The organism is Variovorax sp. LjRoot84 (assembly GCF_964254305.1).
Lineage (GTDB): Bacteria > Pseudomonadota > Gammaproteobacteria > Burkholderiales > Burkholderiaceae_C > Variovorax.
This window is the reverse complement of the sequence record NZ_CAXUTE020000003.1, coordinates 465,005-488,158: the sequence shown is the minus strand read 5'-3', so window position 1 is coordinate 488,158 and position 23,154 is coordinate 465,005. Positions and strand designations below refer to the sequence as shown.

At 60.5% G+C, this 23,154-nt stretch carries 17 protein-coding genes; 12 read left to right on the top strand and 5 right to left on the bottom strand.

Translation table 11 applies throughout. From position 1 onward, the window contains the following. Positions 1-88 precede the first annotated feature (88 nt). From ACSQ9I_RS40650 to ACSQ9I_RS40640, 3 genes are read left to right on the top strand one after another with little or no spacing between them, the layout of a single operon-like run. The gene (locus tag ACSQ9I_RS40650) at positions 89-925 is read left to right on the top strand and encodes a TIGR04255 family protein (protein ID WP_436317505.1); all 837 of its coding nucleotides are present in this window, start codon (positions 89-91) and stop codon (positions 923-925) included. Next, positions 922-1,482, top strand: coding sequence for a hypothetical protein (locus ACSQ9I_RS40645; protein WP_436317504.1), 561 nt, complete (start codon positions 922-924; stop codon positions 1,480-1,482). Before ACSQ9I_RS40650 ends, ACSQ9I_RS40645 begins: the two co-directional genes overlap by 4 nt. 7 nt (positions 1,483-1,489) lie before the next feature. After that, entirely contained in the window at positions 1,490-1,945 is a 456-nt protein-coding gene (locus ACSQ9I_RS40640) for a hypothetical protein (RefSeq protein WP_436317503.1), read from the top strand. A gap of 843 nt (positions 1,946-2,788) precedes the next feature. Here ACSQ9I_RS40640 and ACSQ9I_RS40635 read toward each other — a convergent pair. From ACSQ9I_RS40635 to ACSQ9I_RS40625, 3 genes are all read right to left on the bottom strand, one after another. Continuing rightward, positions 2,789-3,937, bottom strand: coding sequence for a DUF3883 domain-containing protein (locus ACSQ9I_RS40635; RefSeq protein WP_436317502.1), 1,149 nt, complete (start codon positions 3,935-3,937; stop codon positions 2,789-2,791). A 99-nt stretch (positions 3,938-4,036) separates the two neighbouring features. Then, positions 4,037-5,224 carry a hypothetical protein gene (locus tag ACSQ9I_RS40630; RefSeq protein ID WP_436317501.1) on the bottom strand — a complete coding sequence of 396 codons (1,188 nt, stop codon included), beginning with the start codon at positions 5,222-5,224 and terminating at the stop codon, positions 4,037-4,039. Between the two features lie 39 nt (positions 5,225-5,263). Next, positions 5,264-10,462, bottom strand: a complete 5,199-nt coding sequence (locus tag ACSQ9I_RS40625) for a RecQ family ATP-dependent DNA helicase (RefSeq protein ID WP_436317500.1) — start codon at positions 10,460-10,462, stop codon at positions 5,264-5,266. Positions 10,463-10,838: 376 nt separating this feature from the next. On the opposite strand from ACSQ9I_RS40625, the gene ACSQ9I_RS40620 reads away from it, so the two are divergent. Then, positions 10,839-11,981: a DUF3883 domain-containing protein gene (locus ACSQ9I_RS40620; RefSeq protein ID WP_436317499.1), complete on the top strand. Its 1,143-nt coding sequence runs from the start codon at positions 10,839-10,841 to the stop codon at positions 11,979-11,981. A gap of 299 nt (positions 11,982-12,280) precedes the next feature. Here ACSQ9I_RS40620 and ACSQ9I_RS40615 read toward each other — a convergent pair whose 3' ends face one another. Beyond that, positions 12,281-13,516, bottom strand: a complete 1,236-nt coding sequence (locus ACSQ9I_RS40615; protein ID WP_436317498.1) for an IS4 family transposase — start codon at positions 13,514-13,516, stop codon at positions 12,281-12,283. 60 nt (positions 13,517-13,576) lie between these two features. Here ACSQ9I_RS40615 and ACSQ9I_RS40610 point away from each other — a divergent pair, with 60 nt between their 5' ends. Both ACSQ9I_RS40610 and ACSQ9I_RS40605 read left to right on the top strand, forming a co-directional pair. Beyond that, the gene (locus ACSQ9I_RS40610) at positions 13,577-13,921 is read left to right on the top strand and encodes an HIT family protein (RefSeq protein ID WP_436317497.1); all 345 of its coding nucleotides are present in this window, start codon (positions 13,577-13,579) and stop codon (positions 13,919-13,921) included. Next, positions 13,918-14,982, top strand: coding sequence for an HNH endonuclease (locus ACSQ9I_RS40605; protein WP_436317496.1), 1,065 nt, complete (start codon positions 13,918-13,920; stop codon positions 14,980-14,982). Before ACSQ9I_RS40610 ends, ACSQ9I_RS40605 begins: the two co-directional genes overlap by 4 nt. 310 nt (positions 14,983-15,292) lie before the next feature. Here the strand turns inward: ACSQ9I_RS40605 and ACSQ9I_RS40600 are convergent, their stop codons facing one another. Continuing rightward, complete coding sequence (locus ACSQ9I_RS40600; RefSeq protein ID WP_436317495.1) at positions 15,293-16,792, bottom strand: hypothetical protein; 1,500 nt, start codon at positions 16,790-16,792, stop codon at positions 15,293-15,295. A 566-nt stretch (positions 16,793-17,358) separates the two neighbouring features. Here ACSQ9I_RS40600 and ACSQ9I_RS40595 point away from each other — a divergent pair. The 6 genes from ACSQ9I_RS40595 (at position 17,359) to ACSQ9I_RS40570 (ending at position 23,128) form a co-directional block, all read left to right on the top strand. Continuing rightward, positions 17,359-18,831 (top strand): GNAT family N-acetyltransferase, encoded by a 1,473-nt coding sequence (locus tag ACSQ9I_RS40595; protein WP_436317494.1) that lies wholly within the window; start codon positions 17,359-17,361, stop codon positions 18,829-18,831. After that, complete coding sequence (locus tag ACSQ9I_RS40590; RefSeq protein WP_436317493.1) at positions 18,791-19,258, top strand: hypothetical protein; 468 nt, start codon at positions 18,791-18,793, stop codon at positions 19,256-19,258. Before ACSQ9I_RS40595 ends, ACSQ9I_RS40590 begins: the two co-directional genes overlap by 41 nt. Beyond that, a complete protein-coding gene (locus tag ACSQ9I_RS40585) occupies positions 19,255-19,800 on the top strand; it encodes an ATP-binding protein (RefSeq protein WP_436317492.1) in 546 nt (181 codons plus the stop codon). The genes ACSQ9I_RS40590 and ACSQ9I_RS40585 overlap by 4 nt, the downstream gene beginning before the upstream one ends. 24 nt (positions 19,801-19,824) lie before the next feature. After that, the gene (locus ACSQ9I_RS40580) at positions 19,825-20,574 is read left to right on the top strand and encodes an HNH endonuclease (protein ID WP_436317491.1); all 750 of its coding nucleotides are present in this window, start codon (positions 19,825-19,827) and stop codon (positions 20,572-20,574) included. A gap of 12 nt (positions 20,575-20,586) precedes the next feature. Next, positions 20,587-21,978, top strand: a complete 1,392-nt coding sequence (locus tag ACSQ9I_RS40575) for a hypothetical protein (RefSeq protein ID WP_436317490.1) — start codon at positions 20,587-20,589, stop codon at positions 21,976-21,978. A gap of 166 nt (positions 21,979-22,144) precedes the next feature. Continuing rightward, positions 22,145-23,128, top strand: coding sequence for a DUF3644 domain-containing protein (locus ACSQ9I_RS40570; protein ID WP_436317489.1), 984 nt, complete (start codon positions 22,145-22,147; stop codon positions 23,126-23,128). Positions 23,129-23,154 lie beyond the last annotated feature (26 nt).

Below are 23,154 nucleotides of genomic sequence, written 5' to 3'. Positions count from 1 at the left end.
CTTGCGTTGTGCCCCCTCACCCAGCGCCGTTAAAAACTGCACGCCTTCGCCCGAGGGGCACGACGGGCGGTCGGTGTAATACCCTAGAATGTTTTATCAACTCAATCCACAGAGGCAGATGCCCGACGCTACACGGAAGCCCGTCAAGTTCGACCGCCCGCCCATCGTGGAAGTGGCTTGTGGCTTGTCCTTTGAGCTGCCGAAACCCCTTCTAACGGCGCACGTTGGACTGTACTGGTCGCGAGTTCGCGATAAGTTTCCAAACACAACAGACAACCCCCCGATTGCGCAGGCCATCGAAGGCCCTCTTACTGTGTCGCCTAGCTTTGAGCTTCAAGTCCTGGAGCTCGCACCGCTTCGTCGCACGTTCTTCGTGACCAAGGATGGCAGAAAGCTCATTCAGCTGCAGGACGACCGATTCCTGTTCAACTGGAAGCGCATCGACGACGGTGACCACTATCCAAGCTATGACTTGATCATTGATGACTTCCACGCTGCGTTCGCGGATTTCATTGTATTCGTTGGCGAACTTGGATTGGGTCAACCTCGGGTTACACAGCTTGAACTGACCTATGTCAATGCGATCGACACGAGCGAACGATCTGCGTCGCCTTCGCGTTTGCTCATCGATCATTTAAGAAGCGACACGACTCGATTTTTGCCGGAGCCAGAACTGGTTAACTGGCAAACGGCATATCAGTTGCCCGACGGTGCTGGGCGTCTTCATACGACTGCTCAAACGGCGCGCCGCACAAGTACCGGTCAGCCGATGGTCCGCCTCGATCTCACGGCTCGGGGTTCGCCGAAGCGGCAGGACATCCAAGCGCGTAAGGAGTGGTTTGACTTGGCACACCATTGGATTACCCAGGGGTTTGCCGACATTACGTCACCTTCAATGCAGCAACAATGGGGCAGAACGGCATGACCTTTTTTGAAGCCAACGGTGCGACTTGGAGCGACTTCGAGGGGATCGGCATAGCCGAGCCTGATGCCTTTCGCTCAATCCATCGACGGGTTCGTCGCGGGAGACATCGAGATCAGTTTGCTGCATCGACCTTCGTGATCCAAGAGCAGGAAGTCGAGGACATTGCGGTTAGCCCTGGCGAGCCTGCAACGATGGAGATCCTTGACAATCAGTCTCAGCGAGCACGGCTGGCAAGACTTGTTGAGCAGATGTACCTCGACGGGAGTGCGCAAAACGCAGAGAGCCCATACATTTCTCGGACGTCTCGCCTCGCCGCAAAGCTTCTTATCGACGCGCTCCCCCGTGACACTACCCTTCCAAAGCTAGCACCCGACGGGGAAGGCGGCATCATCCTCGCTTGGGCAACGGAGCAACGCAAGATGTTCGTGACTGTGGACGACGCACGATTGCACTGCGTGGACAATGCGGGTTCACCAGATGCCGTTTACTTTGATGACTTGGCTTTCGACGGCTACTTGATGCCGCAGCCGATTTTGGACGCACTGCTCGCTTACTAGGTGCGGCTTGGCAGAGCCTGTAGAACACATTCCCGACGAGGACGTAGTAAGCCGTCTCATTGATGCGCCACACAAGGTCAGCGCCGATGACGAATTGAAATGGGAGTGCGTTTTTGAGTTCCCTGCTGGCCAGCCTGAATCTGTCGTTTGGCGCAAGTACAAGCCTGCGATCGACGACGTCCATCGGTCTGGATGTGAACGGCAGAAGACGAAGAGAGTCGATAAGCCGGCTTGGACCTACAAGGGCGCCATCTCGTCTGCCGTTGGTTCGATCCGCGCCATCCGTAATGCGCGCGGCCATGGCTTTCAAGTACTGCATGAGCCAAGCGAGGGTCAGGAACACGCCGAAGTTGCTTATCTAGTCGGCGGCGACGCATTGCAAAAGAACGACAAGACAGAGCTGAAGTCAATGCTTCGGGACGCGTTTGCTGACCAAGATCCACATGATTGTTCAGAGGGTTGACGCTGCTCTTTGCGCAATGTCGTTCCTACAGAGCTGTCCGCCCCTACTGCTCCCCGCAACTCGATCGGGTTGCAGGGCCGTGAACCAGTCGAGCACACCGCCTCACTGGTTCGGCTCGAGCAGCGCGGTGACATTGGACAAAGCACGAGCCCATTCCCGGGCGACTAATTCCTTCCGCTCTACCTCCATCTTCCTGCGAGCTTCGTTGTCGAATCAATCTCGGTTGTGAGCAGCGACCCGGCTCCTGTAGCCGGGCCCTTGACTCCACTCGTCCATGCATGCCCGCCAGAACAAGGGATCCGCCTGGAGAGCGTCCTTGAACACCCTCTGGCCCATCATGGACATTGCGGAGCAGCTCTTCGTGAAGGCTGTCAGCACGCGTTCCGCTTGCGTGCCGACTTCGCTGACGTTGTGGGCACACGACGACCTTCCCCCTTCCCTACCCCTGTACACGAAGGAGCCGCATCCGTTTGGCATTCGGCCGAAGTCATGGCCCGGCTCCAGGCACGCGGAACCTACAAGGTTGAAGCTGCGGTACTGGAAGCCTCGCCGCGATCGCATAGACGAAGCATGGCGTGTCCGTGCGACCTTCTTCCAAGCCCGACTGCACACCCGAATCTCGGTTCAGCCCGCAACGACGATTGACATGAGCATTTGATTCGGCCGCCGATCGGGGCTCGCCCAGTTGCCAGTACCCGACACCGATAGCCACTCTTCTTTCCGGCCGTTCGCACCATTGGCTTCACCGCGCAGGGCGAGCGCCACGTCTCTGCGCGCGAACCGGTGCGCTCCGGGCCGAGGCCGTGCGGCTAGTGTGCAGGAACATGCCCGAATGCGGCGGAGTCAATCGGCTGGTCCGGCGAGATCGAAGCGCAGAACGTACGCGGCTGGCATTATCTCGCTTCGGTCATACATCTCTGCCGCAGGCAACGCAACAACGCGCTCAGGTTTCGCCTTGCCATCGAAGAAGACTAGGTAGAAAAAGTAGCTTAGTGCATGGTCCTGCGAGAGGGATACAACGTGTTCGTTGTCAGAGAGGAAGAAGCGGTGGCCATCGCCGCCGGGCAAGCGGCCGACCGCCTTTACCTCCACGTATCGCTCCCGTCCGACTGCGCTGTGGCTCAGGTAGTCGTAGCCGTAGGATGGTCGATCGCGCCGATCATCGATCTTGGAGATGAGGTGGCCGAGGCCCGCGCCAAGCAGACGTTGCTTCTCCCACTGGAGCGCAAATTGCTCGGCCGCCTCGCCGATTGCGGACCTGAGCTTCTGGACTTCTTCGAAGTTCACACGTCGCTTGGTCTTTCTGCGAGGTTTGACCACCTCGTCGCCGCCGGTGTCGGGCTCGTCGATATAGGTGGCATACAGGAACGACATGAACTTGGGATTGCTCCAGTTCTTTGTCGTTGCATCGCCCTTCTTCACGTCCAGGAGTCGGTGCTGGATCTCGCTGAGCGCCAGGCCATCGCCGATCCCTAGCTTCTGCGCGAGAGTCTCGAGGTGATTCGCGCTGCAGACATTGAGGAATTTGTCCGGAAAATACAGGCTCAGGATCTTAGCCTTGAGCATCTGCGACAGCGGATTCTTGTCGATCGCCTCGAAGGGTATCGATGGACTGCTCGCCAACTGTCCAAGCTCTCGAAGTGCGGCCTTGACGGCGTCATAAGCGACGGCCTCGGTGACGCCGAACTTCTTTGAAAAGCGGTGCTTCTTCGTCTTGTCGCCCTTGATTCCGCCGAAGTAGATGCCGAACTTAATCGCGGGAGAGCCATTGATGCTTGCCCATGCCCGGGTCCTCGCCTCGACGAAAGTACAGAAGGTGGGTGACTGGCGGCCGATTACGTAGTCTTCAAGATCCAGTTTCCCTAATGTATCCAGTGGGAACGCCTGCAGGAACTCTCCGCGCGACTGGATCGCTTTGTCCTCGTAGGTGGTCGAAAATATCTTGTCGTATGCCTCAAGCTTAACAAGGCTGAGTGGATTGGTGATTGCCATAGATAGAGATGGGGATGAGGAACAGGGAGGCGCGCGTGGAGTGCCGCAGGAAAGGGATCGGTCGGGACGCGTCGAGCGAAACGACACCGCTCGCCGGCACTAACGGCGCCGGTAGGCCTCACCCGGCGACGAGTCCCGGCGATCATCCGCCAGCTCAAACAGGCATTGCATGTAAGGCTGGACATCACTCCAGGTGGCGTTGTCTTCGTAGTATTGAGCGAGGTTGCGCGTTGCCTCTACGGCTTCTGGCCAGCGATCGGCCGCATTCACCCGCGTCATCGCATCACGGCTGTCATGCTCATCGTGAAGTGATCCATCTTGGGCTCCATAGGTGTGAAATTCCACGACCCTCGGCGGCCGGTCGCGAGTTGTGCCTGGACATAGCCCTCCGGGAGCTTGCCCCTCGCGTGACGCGTGCGCTCCGGCAAAGGAATCCTGGACCGTATGCAGAACGGAGCCGAACGCCACCTGGTGCAAGTACCGCCCCAGTTTGTCCTGCTGTCCTAAGACGTAAAGATCCACGACGCGCCACTCTGTGCAGCCGAAATGCTCCTGAATGGCGGCAATTCTGAGGTCGCGCAGCAGGGTGTCGGCCTTGATCTCGCGCGACGAAACTTTCCAGGCAAACTCCAACCAGTCGAGCACTTTGGCGCGCGTCGCTCCCGGATGCACGCCTTCCTCGCTCGCCATCGCATGCAGAAACTGCAGGTCACCGAAGTGCGAGCGCGTCATGACATTGCCGCGCAGCACCCCCTTTTCCTTGCTGCAACCGACGATCCGCCGACTCCGGGCTTTGGTTTCAGCATCTTTGAAGAGGCAGTACCAGCACAGCGGTTGCGTTGAGAACCGAATGGTCTGCGACACATTGCAGGACTTGCCAAGGTAGGTGCAATTGCCCTCCTCCGAAGACAACCGAAAGGGCGGCAGATCGTTCCAACGCACTCCATAGATCACGTAGGCTGATGCAAACGGTCGGTCCCGCACCCCACACTCCGCGTTCGAGACGAGGCCGGAAGGCGGCTCGACGGGGCAACCCATTCCCAATTGGGTGATCTCTTCGTGGACTGGTCCCTTGATGAGGATGCCGAGTCGTCCGGCGGTACGAGCCAATGACGCCTCCGGCTCGTTGGTCAGTTTCGACTCGAATTCAGAACCCAGGGGCGCGATCTGAAACGCGATTACCGGGAACGAACATAGCGACGCGCCGGCGCTGAAAACCAAGCCGGCAAGGAATCGACCGGCTGACGGGCGCAGGAGCGCGATCGCCCGCAGAGCTTGACTGACCATCTCTCTCCCATATTCTTCGTATGCCCGGGACTTGCTGCCTCAGCCGTCCCGGATCGATTGCGCTTCCATGCGACCCTCCGGAGTATCTCCGCCGCCGAACTTTATTTCCAAAAGCGGCGTCTCCCATTGATCCGCTTGCAAGGAAGGCCAGTACTCCTCTGGCGTCTGAAACCGCGTTCGCACCATCACCGCCACCACGAACGCGACCCGTCCTTGGAGGGGAATTTCATCTACGCGTGTGGCCAGCCGGCCAACCTCCTGGCCCGAGCTCGAATAGACGTGTCGGCCCTTCACCTCGACCGGGTCCCCGGGGCGTAGGTTCGCGATCGCTCGGTGGACCGGATGTGCCGGCGCCTTGCGGCCGGCAAATCCGATATCCAGGCTCTCAGGACCCAGCATGACATATCGGCGTTCGAGATCCGCGCGATGCTGAGGTCGAACGAGTGGCAGTCGATCCTGCACGCCGCCCACTGTCCCGAGATCAACGAGATAGGGGTTGCGCCCGCCTTCCGCCCGCATCAAGGTCAGCGTTTGTCTGGCGCGCGTCATGGCCACATAGAGAAGTCGCCGCTCATCTTCCTGGTCCCAGCGCCAGTCGGCGCAGTCCATCACGATAACGTGATCGAATTCCAGACCCTTGGCGGCATGCGCCGTCATCAGCTTGACGGCGCTTTCCCGGCCGTCTCTTCGCATCTCTGCCGCGGCTTCGTACAAGAGATCGAGCACTTCGGCAGCGGGCACGATGTCTGCCTGAAGCGTCGAGGTGATGTCCTCGACGATGTCCAGCAAGTCCTGCAGCGCGGAATTCTTGCGTTGAGCGCGTCGTTGCCAGTTCAGGTACCTGCGTAACGCGCCGATGCGCACCATGCGCAACTGACGTCGGCGCAGCACCTGAGCAAGCGCCCATCCCTCTCGTGTTCGCATCAACGAGATTTGCCCCTTCGCCGCTTCCGGCCCGGTCACCTCGCAAGGCAGCCCTTCGATGTCGCAGATGGCCCGCATCCTCTCCAGCGGGGCGTGCGTGCGACAGAGCACCGCGATCTCTGACAGCTTCACCGCCGGATCGACGCGCAAGATGCGCTGGATTTCGGTATAGACCAACTGGGCCTGCAGGTTGGCGGCGGGCGGACTGGTGATTAGCCGCACCGCGCCGTGGCTCTCCTCGTCCAGCTCCGCCCATAGCCCGCCTGGCGGATCGTCCTTGCGCCGGGCGTCGATGCGGATCGGGTGATCGATCTTCATCCGGTCGGCAGCGCGCTGGATCACGTGATTGGCTGCCGAGATGATGTACTGGGTGGAGCGGAAGTTCTCGACCAAGTAGGTCAGCTCACCCTCATAGTCGGCCTGGAAGCGCCGAATGAACTCGATGTTCGCGCCCTTGAAGGAGTAGATGTTCTGGTCATCGTCTCCGACGGCCATGATGCTCAGCTTGGTGTCAGCGTCGGCCCGCCGGCGGCCGGCCAAGGCGCTGACCAGGGCGTACTGCTGCTCGTCGATGTCCTGGTACTCATCGACGAAGATGTATTCGTAGCCCTGCAGTAGCTGATCGCGGATCTCGTCCGTATCGGTCAAGGCCGAGCTCTTGCCTTCGAGGAGGTCGATGGCGTCCTGAAGCACCTTCTTGAAGTCGATGCTGCTGGAGGTGCGCTCCGCCCCCGCCAGGCTCGTGCCGGTCAAGCGCAGCGCCATCGCATGGTAGGTCATGACCAGCACGCCCCGCGCGTCTTCTCCGGCCAGGGCCAGCAGGCGCCGGCGCAGCTGAATCGCCGCACCGCGGTTGTAAGCCAGGGCAATGATGCGTCCTGGGCTCACGCGCAGCACCCGCAGCAGGTAGGCGATGCGGTGCACGATCACCCGCGTCTTGCCGGAACCGGGGCCGGCCAGGACCAGGTGGTTTCCCGATCTTGGCTGCGTGACCAGGGCCTGCTGCACTGGATGCTGGAGATCGTCGACGATGCGGCGATAGGACTCGTCCGTCGTCTTGCGCTCCAGCAGGTCCGCGCGTCCGCGGAAGAATTCCTTGAGGAACTGCTTGTGCGGAAGGGTGAAATAGGCCTTGACCAGGTCCAGCGCCTTCGCCGGGTCTTCGACGCCGAGCTTGGCGTACTCGTGCATAACGTGCGTCTGCAGGGTTCGTTCCTTGTAGAACTCCTCCAGCGGTGCAAAGGATGCCTGGTTGAAGCGCTTGGACGTGTCTCCTTCCATTCGGATGGTCATCGCGGAGCGGAAGACGGATCTCCCTTTGTCCAGCTCGAGCACGCGCGTCTGGTGCAGGTACAAGAGCGCATGCTCCAGGGCCACGTCCGGCTCACGCAGCTGGGTTTTCAGGGCCAGGTCGTCGGTCAATGCGTCGATCAGCGCCTGGGCCTTGCACTCCACCAGGCACGCGCCTTTGACGCCGTCTGGAACCTCGGCCAGAAGGCGCTCGAGGGTGACTTGGGCGACGGCTCGTCGAAGCTCGCAGATCCGGCGGATCTGGGCCCATGGGCGACGCAGGGTCACCCGCAGCGTGTCGTCACCGAGCGACTGCAGCTGGATCATGCTGCGTTTGTCATTTCCGGAGCCGAAGCCATCGGCCATCGATCGAAGGCAGGCCCGCACCTGCGCGGGGTCTAGCTGGACCTTCTCGTCGTCCAGCTTGAGCCGGCTTCGCAGCTCCGTGCAGACCGCCCGCAGATTCAGGTGCTGGTGCGCTTCGTCCTGGTCGGCATCAGGCGCGTGCTCCGCCATGAGCTCTAGGAGTTCCCTTTCCATGGCACACAGGAATTCCAGGCGGGACATGGAGGCCCCGCGGACGCCCCGTAGGAGGCGCACCGTCAAACCGAGATCGTTGACGAGAATCCCCAACTTGGCCAGCTGGTGGACGATGCGAAAGCATTCCTCCGGCCGGATGCCGGCATCCAGCATGAGCTCGTCGGTGCTCAGGCCCTCCGGCGTCTCGGAACGAAACAGCGCCGTGGCCACGGCAATGAACTTTTGCTGAGCGCCGACGGGAAGATTGGCCTTCTCGATCCGATCCTTGGCCTCCTGCAATGAAGCCACTCGGAGGCTGGCCGGAAATACCCTTGTGGCGTTCTCGTTGCGTTTGAGAAAGTCATGCCGCTCCAGCCAGGCGATGGCGGTGGTCACCTTGGTGGAGGCGTCCGGTGCATCGACGTCGATGCTGGTGCCGCTGGTTTGCGCAAGAAGCTCTTTCGCCGAAACGACGATCTCGTCTTTGCCGAGCTTCTTCGCCTGATCGCGCAAGGCGCGCAGCAGCCCAATGAAATCCCGCTGCGACAGCTGGGAGGTCGATGACAGGCGGAACTGGGTTTCCACATCCTGTGGATCAAAGAGCAGGACGCATCTGGCCTCCTCACCATTGCGCCCCGCCCTGCCCGCCTCCTGCAGGTAGTTCTCCAGGGAGCCGGGGATTTCCGCGTGGATCACCAGGCGGACGTTGGGCTTGTCTACCCCCATGCCAAAGGCGTTGGTGGCCGCGATCACCTGCAGTTCGCCATCGAGGAATTGACGTTGGGTTTCCTTGCGGAGGTCGGCGGTGAGTCCGCCGTGATAGCAGCCGCACGAGATGCCCTGCTGCGCGACGATCTGGGCAATGGTCTGAGCGCTCTTGCGCGTGGCGCAGAACACCACGGCCGCGTCTTCCTGGCGCAGGCCATCGCGCAGCAGCTCGACGATGCGCTGAGGCTTCTCTCCACCCGAGGTGGGCACCACCGCATAGGACAGGTTGGTCCGCTCGTGGCCACCCAGGAAAGTCCTCAGTTCGACCTGAAGGCTTTCCTGGAAGTGGCCGCACAGATCCTCGATGACGTCGGGCTTGGCTGTGGCGGTGAAACAGGCGATCGGCGCCTGATTCGGGAATTGCTCCCGGATGAAACGAGAGACGTAGAGGTAGTCCGTGCGGAAGTCGTGCCCCCATTTTGAAAGGCAGTGTGCTTCATCGAACACCCAGGCGGCGATCTCGCGCATGCGGATCGCTTCGACGAAGGTTCGGCTTCGGAACTGTTCGGGCGAGACCAGCACGACGCCGATGTCCCCCAGGCGGATGCGATCCAGGACATCCCGCCGTTCCAGCGGGGTGAGCATTCCGTTGACTGTGGCCGCACACTGGATGTCGGCCTTCATCAGGTTCTCCACCTGGTCGCGCATCAGCGACTGCAGCGGGGAGATGACGACGGTCAATTGCCCCGAGCGGCGATAGTGGACCAGGGCGGGGAGTTGGTAGCAGATGGACTTTCCGCCACCGGTAGGCAGGACGGCCAGCAAGCTTTCGCGCGCCAATCCGGCGCTGACAATCGCACGCTGAAGGGATGTGCCGTCGGGCGCTGCCGGATGCGCCCGGAAGCTCGGCTTGCCGAAAAGCGTCGACAGGAGCGACTCGGGATGGTGGTTCTGGCGGCAGTAGAGGCAGTCGGGCTGGCCGCAGTCGATCTCTCGCATTTCGGCGATCAGTTGCCGGACGGCGGGCAGCTCATGAAAAACCCAGTGAGGGAGGATGGAGTTGCCGCCGGCGACCCGGATCCAGCTGAGGGCAAACGCAACCGACCATGGGTCGTGACGTTCGAATGACCCTGCAACGTCGACCGCCAGTTCGCTCAACCGCGTGACGCAGCAGCGGTCGGCGAAGCGGCTCGCGATAAGCCGCCCAGCCGTCTCGCCGGGAGGCGCCGTCTCCTCCCGAACTTGGGACAGCAGCGCGGCCATACCCTCGTCGTCTCGTAGAAGGAAGTGCAGGAGCGCCAGCCACCATGGCTCCTGGACAGCCGTCTCCAGCAGTGCTTCGATGGCCTCCTCAAGTACGTTGAGCGCGACCCGTGCATCCTTGGTCGGGTTATTGCGTTCATCGGTGAGCAGCTTGTAGCCCTTGACCAGCCGGTGGTAAGGGTTGCGGGGAAACGCCAGGGCGGACAACTCCAGAGTGTCCAGCACGGGCAAGCGAAGGCATTCGAGCTGTGGGAGCTGTTCGCGCAGCAGCGGAACATCGTGGCGTCTGAGGTTGTGTCCCAACAGCGCCCTGCCCTCGCGGGCAAAACTGTTCAGCGAAGCGGCGACCGAGACTGTCTTGGCGGGCGAGCAGGCGCTGTTGAAAGCATCGGCGCGGTCTGAACGGACGGCACCGATCGCGAAGATCTGATCGCCTTTCTCCGGATGAGCTTCGACGTCGATGGAAACAAGCCGCCCCTCGGCGGCAATGCGCCGAGCGCGTGCGCGCAGGGAATCGACAACGGGCGTGTCCAACGGAGGCCGGGCAAACAGCTCGAGAGTGGGGGAGTGTTTGCTTGTAACAGAAACTGATTCCACCGCAATAGGGCCACGCGTTGCTCACCCCCTTGGTGTGCAGAAACTGGCAGTTCCCGCCGCCAGCTCAATCACCCGGCCAGTGGCACATCCTTGGCCTTGGCTTACCTTTGATCAGTCACCGCGCCACCGGGCGACCTTTTGGCGCCTGCCCGATCCGGTACAGCTCTCGTGTCGAAAGCGTGCGCGTGCGGTTGGCGCCCATCTCGGCGCTTGGTTCGTGACCAGATGCACACTGTCCGCGGCCGCGGGCCTCCTGCAAAGGTCGATCGACCGGATACATTGCGGACAATGAAGCAGATGCCCTGGAACCTTCATGGCCGTTGAACTCACGCGCCTCCAAAGCTCCGCTGCCGTTCAAGCTGCCCTGGACGAATTTGTTCGCCTTGGACGGACCGCGTTCCTGTCGCGCTACGGTTTTGGGAAGTCCCGTGACTTTCTGGTGCGCGATGGCAGAACTGGGCAGCTGTGCGATTCGAAGGCCATCATTGGTGCCGCCTTCGGCTACCAGTTCCCTGACGAGGGGCCGCTCAAGCCCAGCGACTTTTCCGGCGGCGAGGCAACTGTCGTCCCCAAGCTGCAGCGCCTGGGCTTTGAGGTGGTGCGCATTGGCGAGGATTGGACCGCTGAGGAAGTGCAGGCCACGGTCGCTTCCTATTTCGAGATGCTGCGGCTGGAGGCTGCGCGGCAGCAGTACACGAAATCGGAGTTCAATGCCCAGCTTCGCCAGCAGCTTCGAGCGCGCAGCAAGGGTTCGGTCGAACTGAAATACCAGAACATCAGTGCCGTCTTGCACGAATTGGAACTGCCATTCATCCCCGGCTATAAGCCTCGCAGCAATGCGCAACTGCTGCTTCGGCAGGCGGTCCAGCAGTTTGTGCTCGATCATCCCGGGCTCCTGTCCCACGTGGTCGATGCGATGGAGGAGGTCAAGACGCCGGCCCAGCAAACGTTCCACGCTTCCGTGGTTGCACCGCCGCGCCTCGAGTCGGTGGTGCAGGTGAAGAAGGATGAGCCAAAGCCCAGGTTGCCGCGCAAGATGAATTGGGCTCAGCGCGATGAAGCCAACCGAACGCTCGGTCGCGCAGGTGAGCAGTGGGTGATCGGTTTCGAGCAGCGGCGACTCACCGAGGCGGGCTATCCCGAACTGTTCCAGCAGCTGGATTGGGTCTCAGATCGGCTGGGCGATGGAGTCGGCTACGACATCCTCTCGCATGAGCGGCCGGGCGAGCATCGCTTCATCGAGGTCAAAACCACCAATGGCGGACATGCCTCTTCCTTCATCATAAGCCGCAATGAGCTGGAATGTGCAGCAGAGAAAGAGGATGCCTTCCATCTCTACCGCGTGTTCCAGTTTCGCGAGGAGCCCAAGGTCTACATCCTCAAAGGCAAGCTGGCCGAGCAGCTTCACCTGGAGCCCATCGACTACAGGGCGTCGTTCCGACGCCTGGTGGGATAACAACGATGACTGACAAGCCTTGTGCCTTTTGCGCCCTGCCGGCCGAGCGCGTCCTGGGTCAAAACACAATACTGTTCGTTTATTGCATAAAGCTCCTGAATCGACGCGGTATGTGGGAATCGGCTGGCTTGGGTCGGGGTCCAGGCGGCCCGATGATCTCGGGCGTGCAATCCGTGGGCACGCGCGTCGGCGCGTGGTGGTCGAATGATGCGTAGGGCGAGTGGCGCCGCTTGAGCATCCGCGGCGAGCGCTTGTTCAGCGTTCGCGTGGCGCGGATCCGGGCGCAGGCTTCGAGCAGCTCATCGAACCATCGTCGTCGACGCCTCGGGCGCGCTGGGGGGAAAGGCCCCGGAGCGGGGCTGTGCGCGGCGTAGCAGCTGCACATGCCCAGTGAAGGACAGCTCGGCGTGCGGTATTCGGTGCCGCGTGGCGCCCTGATGCAACAGCCAGCGCACCGAGTAATGCGCCAGTACCCAGCCATAGAACTCCTGGCGCACGAGCTCCGCGGTCTTGCTGCGCAGCACGCGCCGGCTCTGGCGCAGGTGCGTCTTGAGCTCGTCGAACACGCCCTCGATCTCCCAGCGCTGGTGGTACAGCGCTGCCAGTTCCAGCGCCGGGGCGATTTGCGGGTCCAGCAACGTGGTCAGCAGTCGGTAGCGCGGTTGTGCATCGGTCAATCCCGGCAAGGCGTATTCGATGACACGCACCACGATGGCTTGGCTCATCGCCTCGCTGCGGCTCACACCGGTGGGATGGATGGCACTGAGGTACGAACCGTCGTCGAGCATGCGATGGACGGGCAACTGGCGGTTGCCCACGCAGCGCCAGAGCAACTGCGCCCCCGTGGCTTGCGCCTGCTGCCAGTGCTCGAAGCCGTTGAACCCCCGGTCGGCCAGGCACAGCATGCCCGGCTCCAGGCGGGGCAAGAGCGGCTGGAACAGCTCCCATTCGCCGCTGCGGTAGGGCCCCAGGTTGGCGCCCAGGATCGCGTGCGTGGCGCACTCCACCAGGACCATGCATCGTGCCTGCGGGTAGCCAGCGTGGCCGATGCGGCTGCCCGGGTAACCGAACTGCGCCGCGTTCTCCGCCTCGTCAGGCAGCTCGAAGGTGCTGCCGTCAATGGCCACCAGCCTCAAGCCGGCATAGAACGCGTGGGAATGCGCCTGGGCGTCGGCCATGGGCACACAGCAGCGCTCGACCAATTCACGCATCGGCGCCGCGCCGATCTTGCTGCGCAAGCCGCTGATCGAGGACTTGGTCACCCGGGGTGGCTCGGCAGCCCCGGAGGCCCAGGCCAGGCCCTGCGACACGGCGGCGAACACTTCCTCGTAGGCGGCCTCGGGGTACAGGCTCAGGGCCATGCAGTAGTACGCCCCTGCCACCGCCGGAAAGCTGCGCACGCGCTGCGAGTTGCAGCCGTGGGCGTCGAGCACAGCGTTCACGACCTCGGCCGGCACCACCCGCGCCAGCAGGCTGGCGCTCAGAAAGTCAGCCAGCCTGGCTCCGCTGCCCAACACCGCCTTGGTTCGCGCCATGCTCGACTCCGTCGTTGCGACGGCAGCCATTATGCATCACAATTCTCTATCCGAACAGTATTGGGTCAAAACACCCATGCACTCTGGATTCGCGATGGATTTCCCGTCTCGCCGGGTCACAGCCTGGTCATTCCCAAGCGTCATGTGGGCTCCTTTTTTGAGATCAATCAGGAGGAGCGTGCCGCCCTGCTGGAACTGCTCGATCAAGCCCAAGCGGCGGCAAAAGCGGAGTTCCAGCCCGATGGCTTCAACATCGGGATCAACGACGGTGCCTCCGCGGGCCAGACGGTGCCGCACCTGCACATTCACCTCATCCCGCGCTTCCACGGTGATCTGCCTGACCCGAGGGGTGGCGTTCGATGGGTGATTCCGGACAAAGCCGACTACTGGAGCCCGCGCGCTTGACGTCCAAGGCCCCACCTTCTGCCGAGGAGCAGCTGACGTTTCTGACGAAACTGCAGCGCCTATTCGCCGAGGGCGACTTCACGGCCACCTACAAATTTGCCTTGCTCATTGCGCTATCCGACTTGGCGGTGGAGCTTGGTAAGGACGACGGGGCCGAGCTGGCGCTCACGACACGGCAAATCGCCGAGCGGTTCGTGCAGCTGTACTGGCGCCACGCACTTCCCTACGGAACAGGGAGGCCGCACACCGGGCCTGGAGTGCTGATTCAGAGCCTTGGGGTGCAAGCCGCCGTTCTGACGGCGATCGAGGAGTTCCGAACACGATCGAGCGCGACAACTCTGCACGAGGCACGCAAGGACGCCTTGTATGGAACTCTGCTGTCCAAGGTCGCTGCGGTAGTCTCGGCGCAGCCATTGGCCTATCTCCAAAACTTCGGCGGCATCACCGACCCCTTCCTCTACGAACGGACGGGCCGAGGCATCGTGATGCTCAAGCCGAACGTCGCCTACTGCCTACGTCGCTTCCACCCTCTCGTGCAGCAGCTGTCCCGCACGCATTGGGTGGGCCACATCAAGGCCAATCGACGAAACCACGGGATCTTGGGTGACACGGGTGACCTGGAGGATTTTCTTTTTGAGATCTCCCGCCAGTCATTGGCCATCATTGGCGCCGGCCTGCGGAAACTGGATGGCCCGTGGTGCTTCTATTGCGGGGAGGGTTTGCAGGGGAGCGATGTAGATCACTTCGTTCCTTTTGCGCTTTATCCGCGCGACCTTGCTCACAACTTCGTGTTGGCGCATCCGCAATGCAATCGGAGCAAGTCTGACTCTCTGGCAGGAAGAAGCCATCTGGAGCGATGGCTGCAGCGGCTAACATATCGTTCGCCACAGCTCAATGAGATTGGCGAAGTCGCGGGCGTGACCGTCGACAGCAGAACAGCTCATCGCGTTGCTGCTTGGAGCTATGCGAACGCCCATGCTGCCGAAGGACGGGCTTGGGTGAAGGCATCAACCTATGAAGCAATCCACTCCGACCACCTGCTACTCCTGACTGCCTTGTGAACTCTGTACGGTACTGCACTTGCTTGGCATTGCCTTCCGTCAGAAGGACATGCCGGGCGCCTCGGCTGGGGGAAACGCCTTCCCAAAAGATCGATCACGCACGTTTGTCTACATGCACCGATGTCCGCTCCAGACTGCTTGCAGCCGTTCGCGCTTGACAATCGAATGACCGTAGACAGCGAGACCGGACCCTCTGTTCATCGTCCAGTTCGCGTCGGCGATCAACTCAGGCCAGCACGAAGTTGCCATCAAGTTCGCCTTCCTCGGAGGGCAGCTGGTGGTCTCTAATGCGAAAAGGAAGTCGGGAACTTTAGCCCACTGGTATGCGCGGCCGCAATCGCAGCAGATTGAATTCGCGGTGATCGATACAGCCGCGAGCAGCCGAATAGTAGGCCTCGTAGAGCTTGAAGTCCGAACGGCCACTGGCGCGGCACTTTTCGGCCACGATCCTGCAGATTTCCAGTCTCTCTCTCAGGGGCGTCTTCATGCCGAAGATAAGTCCATGGAGATTCTTGAAGTCGTAGTTTGCCTTGCGACGTTCCTTGTCCGAGAAGTCGAGAGCCATTCCGGTGAGCAGCAGTCTGTATTCTTTTTCGTGAGCCCAATCGGCCAACTTCGTCGTGGCGCCGGGATAGAAGCCTTTCCAATAGTCTTCTCGCCACTGGTCGTCGTATTCGGACGCGCATTTGCTTCTCGCGCCGTCAGCGTTCGAGTGCCAGTGCTTATATAGAATAGCCTCGGGCAACCTCCCAATCGAGCGAAAGAAGTCCACGGGACGAAATTTGGCCGAATACTTGACTTGGTGGAACTCGTGTTTGACTTGGCCGCGCGACTCGCCGTTCGAACCGAATCCATTGACGCGGGTGAGCGGAAGAAATGGCCGGTCTCCGTCAATGACAGGGCTGAACACTAGGCAGACTCCGGTATGGCTGTCGCCGTACGTTCCCCACAGAGACGCGTCGCGGCAATCGGACATAAAGCAGGCGACCTGCCAGTCGGGGTAAACGAGCCGGTCGAGTTGGTCCACGAATTCGTCGGCGAACGCTCGAAACAAGAATTCCTTGTTCGGCCGGTAGTCCCCTGCTTCTGGATCCAGGAGAGCGGCGAGCCCGAGTTGGCCCGACATGGCTCCAAAGAGAGCGAAAAGCTCTCGGACCAGCTGTTCGTCGGCTTCGCCGGAAATTGATTGCATCGCGTCAATCATCTCGTCCAGGCCAGGCAGGGCGGTGCGCGCGCTATCCAGAAAGCGTGCGGCATCCGATCGAGAGGACGCGGGTCGATGAAGCTCGTTTCGGGACCAGACAGTCCCCAACGCCAACGGATGTAGGCAACGCAAGTAGCTTCGTAACTCGTCTCGCCGCACGGGAAACGCGCGGCCATCGAGGGCGTTGATTAGCCGGATCACCGTGGGCTCCGTCAAAATGTCGTCGAAGATCCCTTGAAGCAGCGCGTCGAGCTTCGCGGTGCTGGGCTCGGATGGCATGGGGCCGACGATCGGCACGTTCTTCCAACTGAGCGGCTGGGAATCGCCTCCTATGACATAGATGGAGAAGGCCCAGTTCAAGCACCGCAGATAGTGCTTGAACAGGTTCTCCCACACGATCCGATCCCCCCTCCAGAACAAATCGCGAAAGCCCTCCATTGGATCGTTGAGCTCTGAGGGCGAAGCGAAGTAGATTTCCTGCTTCTCCAGCTCTCCGTATTGAAGAAGCCGCTTGAGTGGCCGGAACCTATAGAGGAACTCCGGAGCCAGAGTCGCGACGCCTCCAGCCGCGCCAAAAATGGACGCGGATAAGTCCATGCTAGTCATGTTGCGAGTTTGCTCTCCGTAATATGCGCGGGGTCTTCCGCCCCGAGCATAGCTGCACGCGCCCACCTGATGCCGACCTCACCAGTTTTGCAGCGCGACCTCGACGAGCTCGCGATCTACGTTGCATCCTGATCATCAAGATCCAGCCAGAGGAACGTCTCGAACTTGCCCGCAAGGTAGCGTAGCCGTTGCGGCGGCTGCAGACTGGTCCGCAGACTTGATGGTGCAGATCTGGACGCCTGCTGTCGGCCAGACCAGGCATTCAACATCGCGACGCCCAATGAACAAATGCATCAGCCATGTCATCTTGATCTGAGGCCAGCGGCATGGGAGGCTCTTAAGCCCGCAAGAATGCTCGGGAGAAATTGACTGCTGCTTTCCGCTGCAGACGGTTGCTGCACGCGCTGCAAGACGCGGTATCGCGTACCTCACTCGCTCGGCAGGAATGTGCGAGCATGTGACATTCTGTAAGATGGCCCGACGCGATCGGCCAAGGAAGCCCTCAATGAGGGATGCCTGGGCTGGGGCAAACGCCAATCGGCCGCAGGAATTTAGCGAGGAGACCAGTGCTGAAGCAACTTACGCTTCTACTCGACACAAATGTCTTGATTCCGCTTCAGGACTCGTATGCCGTCTTGAGCGACTGTCTTGCGAACTTCCATAGGCTGGCGGTAATCGGCGGACATCGGCTGGTTTATCACCCGGCCAGCATCGCTGACTTTGAAAGAGATCCGGACTCGGACCGGCGTAGCAGGAACCTGCAGCACGTGCGCCGATACCCGGCTCTCCCGCAACCAGCCAGGTGTCCTTGGAACAACGCCGCCACGAGTCCGAATGATGCGTGCGACAACGAGATCCTCTATGCGCTGGAATGCGATGCGGTACACGCGCTAGTCACGGAAGACAAAGGGCTCCTGACAAAGGCCAGGGCGCGCGGCCTTGGGAGCCGCACCTACAACATCCAGACGGCAGAGGACTGGATGCGCCGGCTACATCAGCCGCACGACGTCTCGCTGCCAAACATCGACGATGTACCACTGCACAACTTGACCCCTGAGCTTTCCGGCGCGCTGTTCGAGAGCCTGCGCGATGGCTACGCGGGGTTCGACGGCTGGTTCCGCAGGAAGGCCCGCCAAAACACGAAAGCCTGGGTCTACCGCGATGAGGCGGGTGTGCTGGGCGCAATCTGCGTCTACGACATTCAGTCCGACGAGGTCATTACAGATACGCACGCAAGGCTTGAGGGCAAGGCCCTGAAGCTCTGCACGTTCAAGGTCGGCCAGGGCGTGCGAGGGCGCAAAATTGGCGAACTGTTTCTGAAAGCGGCTTTTCGCTATGGGACCGAGAATGGTTGCGAGCACATCTTCACTCACACGGACGCGGAGAAGCATAGCTACTTGGTCAACCTTCTGCTCGACTTCGGCTTCGATGAGCGTGGCTCCTACGGTACGGACCGCGTTTTCGTCAAGCCACATCCCGTCGCCGCGCCAGACGCTGCGGGGCTGCAGCCGCTGGAGTACGTGCGGCGGTTCTACCCGCACTACCAAGCCGGCACGCATGTCCGAAAGTTCCTGGTGCCGATAAAGCAGGGATTTCATCGCGTCCTCTTTCCTGACTATGACGCGGTCCAATCCCTTCTTTTCGCAGCTCATGGCAGCGTTGGCAACGCGATCAAGCTGGCCTATCTCTGCCACGCGGCGACAAAGGAAATTCGGGCCGGGGACTTGGTGCTTTTCTACAGGACCGAGGACGAGCAAGCCGTCACATCACTGGGTGTCGTAGACCAGTTCGCCGTTCTGGACGATGCCGCTAGGATCGCCGCCCTGGTCAGCCGGCGTACGGTCTACAGCATCAAAGAGATCGAAGACATGGCGGTTCAGCCGACGAAAGTCATCCTTTTCAGGCTGGTCAAGCATCTTTTCAAGCCTGTCTCTTATCGGCAGCTTCAAGCCGAGAGGGTCGTTACGGGCCCCATTCAATCCATCACCAAGATTTCCGATGTCGCGTTTTCAAGAGTGCTTGCAGCCGCAGGGCCCTAGGGCCATCCTGATCTCGGTCAAGCCACGGTTTGCCGAGCAGATCATCACGGGAGCCAAGAAGGTCGAATTCCGGCGGTCATGGGCGGCCGAGCCCGTTGGACTGGCCGTCATTTACTCGAGTTCGCCGGTACAGCGCCTTGTTGGCATCGTGGAAGTCGATGGTGCGGTTGTCGCGTCCCCCCCCACTGTCTGGACCAAGTGCGTTTCCCGCGGTCCAGGACTTCAGCGCGCGGAACTGATGGAGTATTTCGCTGGAAAGACCTATGGTTATGGCGTCCTGCTGGGAGAGGTTACGCTCCCGGCGAAGCCTGTTGCGCCGAAGTCGTTGTTCAAGGGCTTCCGGCCGCCTCAGTCGTATCGCTACCTGAGCGCACCCGAGCTGCGCCGAATCGGCAAGCAGTTTCGTCTGGTGGAGGAGCCAGAGTGACCATCTTTGTTGCGGGTGTCCATGGCGCAGGAAAGACCTTCGTCATTAAGCCGGCCTGCCAGAGGCTCGGGCTGGTGCACGCCACGGCCAGCCAGCTCATCCGCGAGGAACGGGGCCTGGCATCGTGGAATGCTGCAAAGGTAGTGTCGGAGGTTGACCAGAACCAGCTGGCGCTCATCTCGGCGGCAAGGCGGGTCCGCAATGGTGGTAGGACGCTGGTCCTGGACGGACATTTCGTGCTTCGCCGTGCGCCGGGCGATCACGAAAAACTGTCAATCGACGTGTTTCGCGCACTTGAATGCTCGTCAGTTCTATTGCTTCGCTGCACCGTGCCGGTACTGCTGGAGCGCCTACAGGCAAGGCAGGACATGAGTTGGAATGAGGCCGAGCTTGCGGCTTTCAGTGAAGCCGAGGAAGCCCATGGCGCCGATGTTGCACAGGCTCTGAGCATCCCACTGGTTGCTCTTGACATGCCGAGCACCGAAGTGGTAGCGGCCTGGCTGGAGCGGCTTTCGGGAGACTTGGGCGCCGCTCATGGGTAACCCAAAGACGGAAGGGGAGATCACGTGAGGTGCCTCTTCTGCAAAGCCGATTCGTCGGGATCAAAGTCCAGGGAACACATCGTGCCCGAATCCTTTGGAAATTCCGATCACGTCCTGGGCCCTGGGATCGTGTGTGACGGGTGCAACAACTACATCGCTCGCGAGGTCGAGAAGCCGATTCTTGACTCGCTGTACTTCAGAGAGCGGCGCTTCAGCGCCACCATCCCGAACAAGCGAGGAAGGGTCATCCCGCTTGAGGGACTCCATCTGCAATCACGCACGCGCGTCCAAAACCACGCCGATGACCTCACGGGCGAGGGAGTCAGCATCGGCGCGCACCCGGACGCTGACGAAGCTCGCTTCATTAAGTCGTTGCTGGGCGATTGGTCGCATACCTTGATTTTCCCAATGGCAGTGGCCCCGGAGAACCGGGCTCTTGCACGCTTCGTTGGAAAGGTCGGACTGGAGGCCCTTGCGCACCGTCTAATCCAGGCGAACCTTTCCCACGAGGAGCTTGTCGACAAGTCGGAGCTGGACGCACTCCGGAGCTTCGTTCGTCGCGGCAGCGGCCCTCGCCACTGGACCATAGCGCGACGGCAGCTGTATCTACCGGACAAGGTCTTCTTTGACGGCAAAGACCACTATCAGATGCTTCACGAGTTTGAGATCTTCTTCAGACCGGTGGATGAGGTCAACCAACTCTACGAGTGCTATGTGTCCCTTGTTCTCTTCGGGGAGGAGTTCGTTCTCAACTTGGGGCGACCCGAGCTTTAAGGAAAGCATCCAATGGCAAAAGAAGAAAAAGGCGGATGGCGAAACTTCTTAAGGAAGTTCGTTGATAACCGTCCGCCAGCAATCATAAAACTGTCCGAAGAGCGGTATGGCGGGCTGTTGGCATCCAGGAAGGGAATGACTGAGTTCACCCTGAACCTGCCACACGACTATCTCCGGGAGGTTGCCCCTCCCTGTCTTTGCATCATCTCTGGGACGCGTATCACGATGGGAGGATACGGCGAGGATGACGTGATTCAGGAAATGGCATATGTCGGCGTGATCAAGTCGAAGAAGGTAACGTCGACCTTCGATACGCGGATTAAGGTGGAGCGCATTGCCCGGGTCACTCCGGCAATTTCTGGTCTGCCCGTATTGATCGAAGACGCGCGCTTTGCTCAGCTTCTTTCTGATCGCATTCGTAAGGACGAACCCATTACCCGCCTTTCTCCAAAGTTGAGTGTTGCTGTCATCGAAGCCATCGCGAAAAGCTCCGTCAACCATGGAGCCTTGCGTATGGTCGCTGGGGGCCTTCAGAAGCCGCCCGCAGACACGGTTGCATGGGAACAAACCGACGCAATCGACATGGCCTTGAAGGCGTTTGGGCTGTCCGGCGATGCGCCTGCAGCGAACCTTGAACTCGTTGAAGGGAAAGACACTCGCCTCGTCGGCGCTCGGATCATGGAGGACGCCGTAATCGAGCACGACGCGCGCAGTGTGCCCGACTACAAGCTCGTGGGAAGTGACATGACGGGACGGGCGATGTTCCGCAATGGCGCGCAGACCCTTGAAGTGATAACGGCCAACCGCAACAAACTTGAGGAGGCATTTGGAGTTGATCTGATCTACGTGAACCACTCTCGTAGCAATGTTGTGATGGTCCAGTACAAGATGCTCAGGCCGACTCAGTCGGAAGCGAATGATACGGGGGATTGGGTGTACACCCAGGACCGTCACTTGGCCAAGCAGATGAAAGCGATGGAGGGATTCGCTTCTCACCGGGATTGCCAAGGGCCATACCGCCTGTCCCACGAGATCTTCTATTTCAAGTTCGTTCGTCGTTACGGCGCTTCTAAGACGTCTAGTGTACTAATTCCGCTCGAGCATCTTCAGGAGATCATGCGAGATCAGAAGCAAAACGGGCGTTCCGGCTCTCTTCGCCTCGGGTACAACGCACTTGAGGGCAGGTACATGCGTCAAAGCGCCTTCTACAACCTGCTCCAGTCGGGGTACATCGGCGCTGGAACGTCGACGACCAATGCATTAACGACCCTTATTCAGGACCTCCTTCGCGGCGGTAATGCATTGGTATTGGCAATCCAGCGTGAAACAACGAAAGAGGAGGATGACAGCGACCGCGAGCGCGCCATCGGCCTATGGAACGATCGCGACGCGGGCGTTCATTGACCACGGATATCAGGCCCCAAGTCGCTCCAGCACTGCCGATGCCGGTCGAATCGACAAAGGCGACTGAACGCGGTGGTGATGTCTCGATACGTAAACAAGATGACGCTGTGGGGCGGCGGTGGTGCCGCGCGGACAATCGAGCTAATAGCAAGACTAGGAGGGAACAATGCGTCCACCGCTTCACCTGCGGTTTGTAGACAAAGCCCAAGCGGCAATCACCGCTGCAGTCGAGGTGTACAACAAGCCGGCCTTCGCCTACCGGGAAGAGACGTTCGCAATCCTTGCGCTCAATGCGTGGGAGTTGCTGCTGAAAGGCAAGGTACTCAAGGACGCGGGCAACGCCGTCAAAGCGCTCCGGGTCTACGGGTCGCGGCCGACCAAGAGCGGGGCGCCGTCAAAGAAGCTGTATCTGAAGACGAACCGGGCCGGGCTGCCCATGTCTATCTCGCTGGGTGCGTGCATCACCAAGCTTGAAGGCACAGCCGCGAAGCTTCCGGCGCCCGTGCGAGCCAACTTGGATGCCCTGCAGAGCATCCGCGACAACAGCGTCCATTTCGTAACGGCAAATGCCACGCTGGCCCGGCAGACGCAGGAGTTGGCTGCGGCGAGCGTGAGCAACTTCGTGCTGCTGTCCAAGGCGTGGTTCGCCAGAGACTTCTCGCGGATGCTGAACCTCGTGCTGCCACTGTCTTTTATGGCGCCTCCACAAGAGATAAATGCAGTCGTAGTTTCAGCCGACGAGACGCGGCTTATAGAGCATCTGAAGAACCTGGCGCAGGAGGTCGCAGATGGCGACGGCGATTACGCTGTGGCGCTCCGAATGCAAGTCAAGCTAGAGAAGAGCGTTCTGGCTAACGCGTCCAAGGTGATGCTGACAAAAGACGACGACGCGGTGAAGGTCACGCTCTCAGAGCAGGACATCCGTGAGCGGTACCCGTGGGACTACAGCGACCTGTGCAGACGGCTCGGAGCCCGCTACACGGATTTCAAGCAGAACCAGGACTTCCACGGCGTTCGACTGCCTCTGATGACAGACGATAAGTACACCAAGGCGCGGTACCTGGACCCGGGCAATCCAAAGAGCTCGAAGAAGGACTTCTACAACGCAAACGTGCTGCAGGTCTTCGACCAGCACTACACGAGGAAGTAGACGACTGAGTGACAACAGCTCTTGAT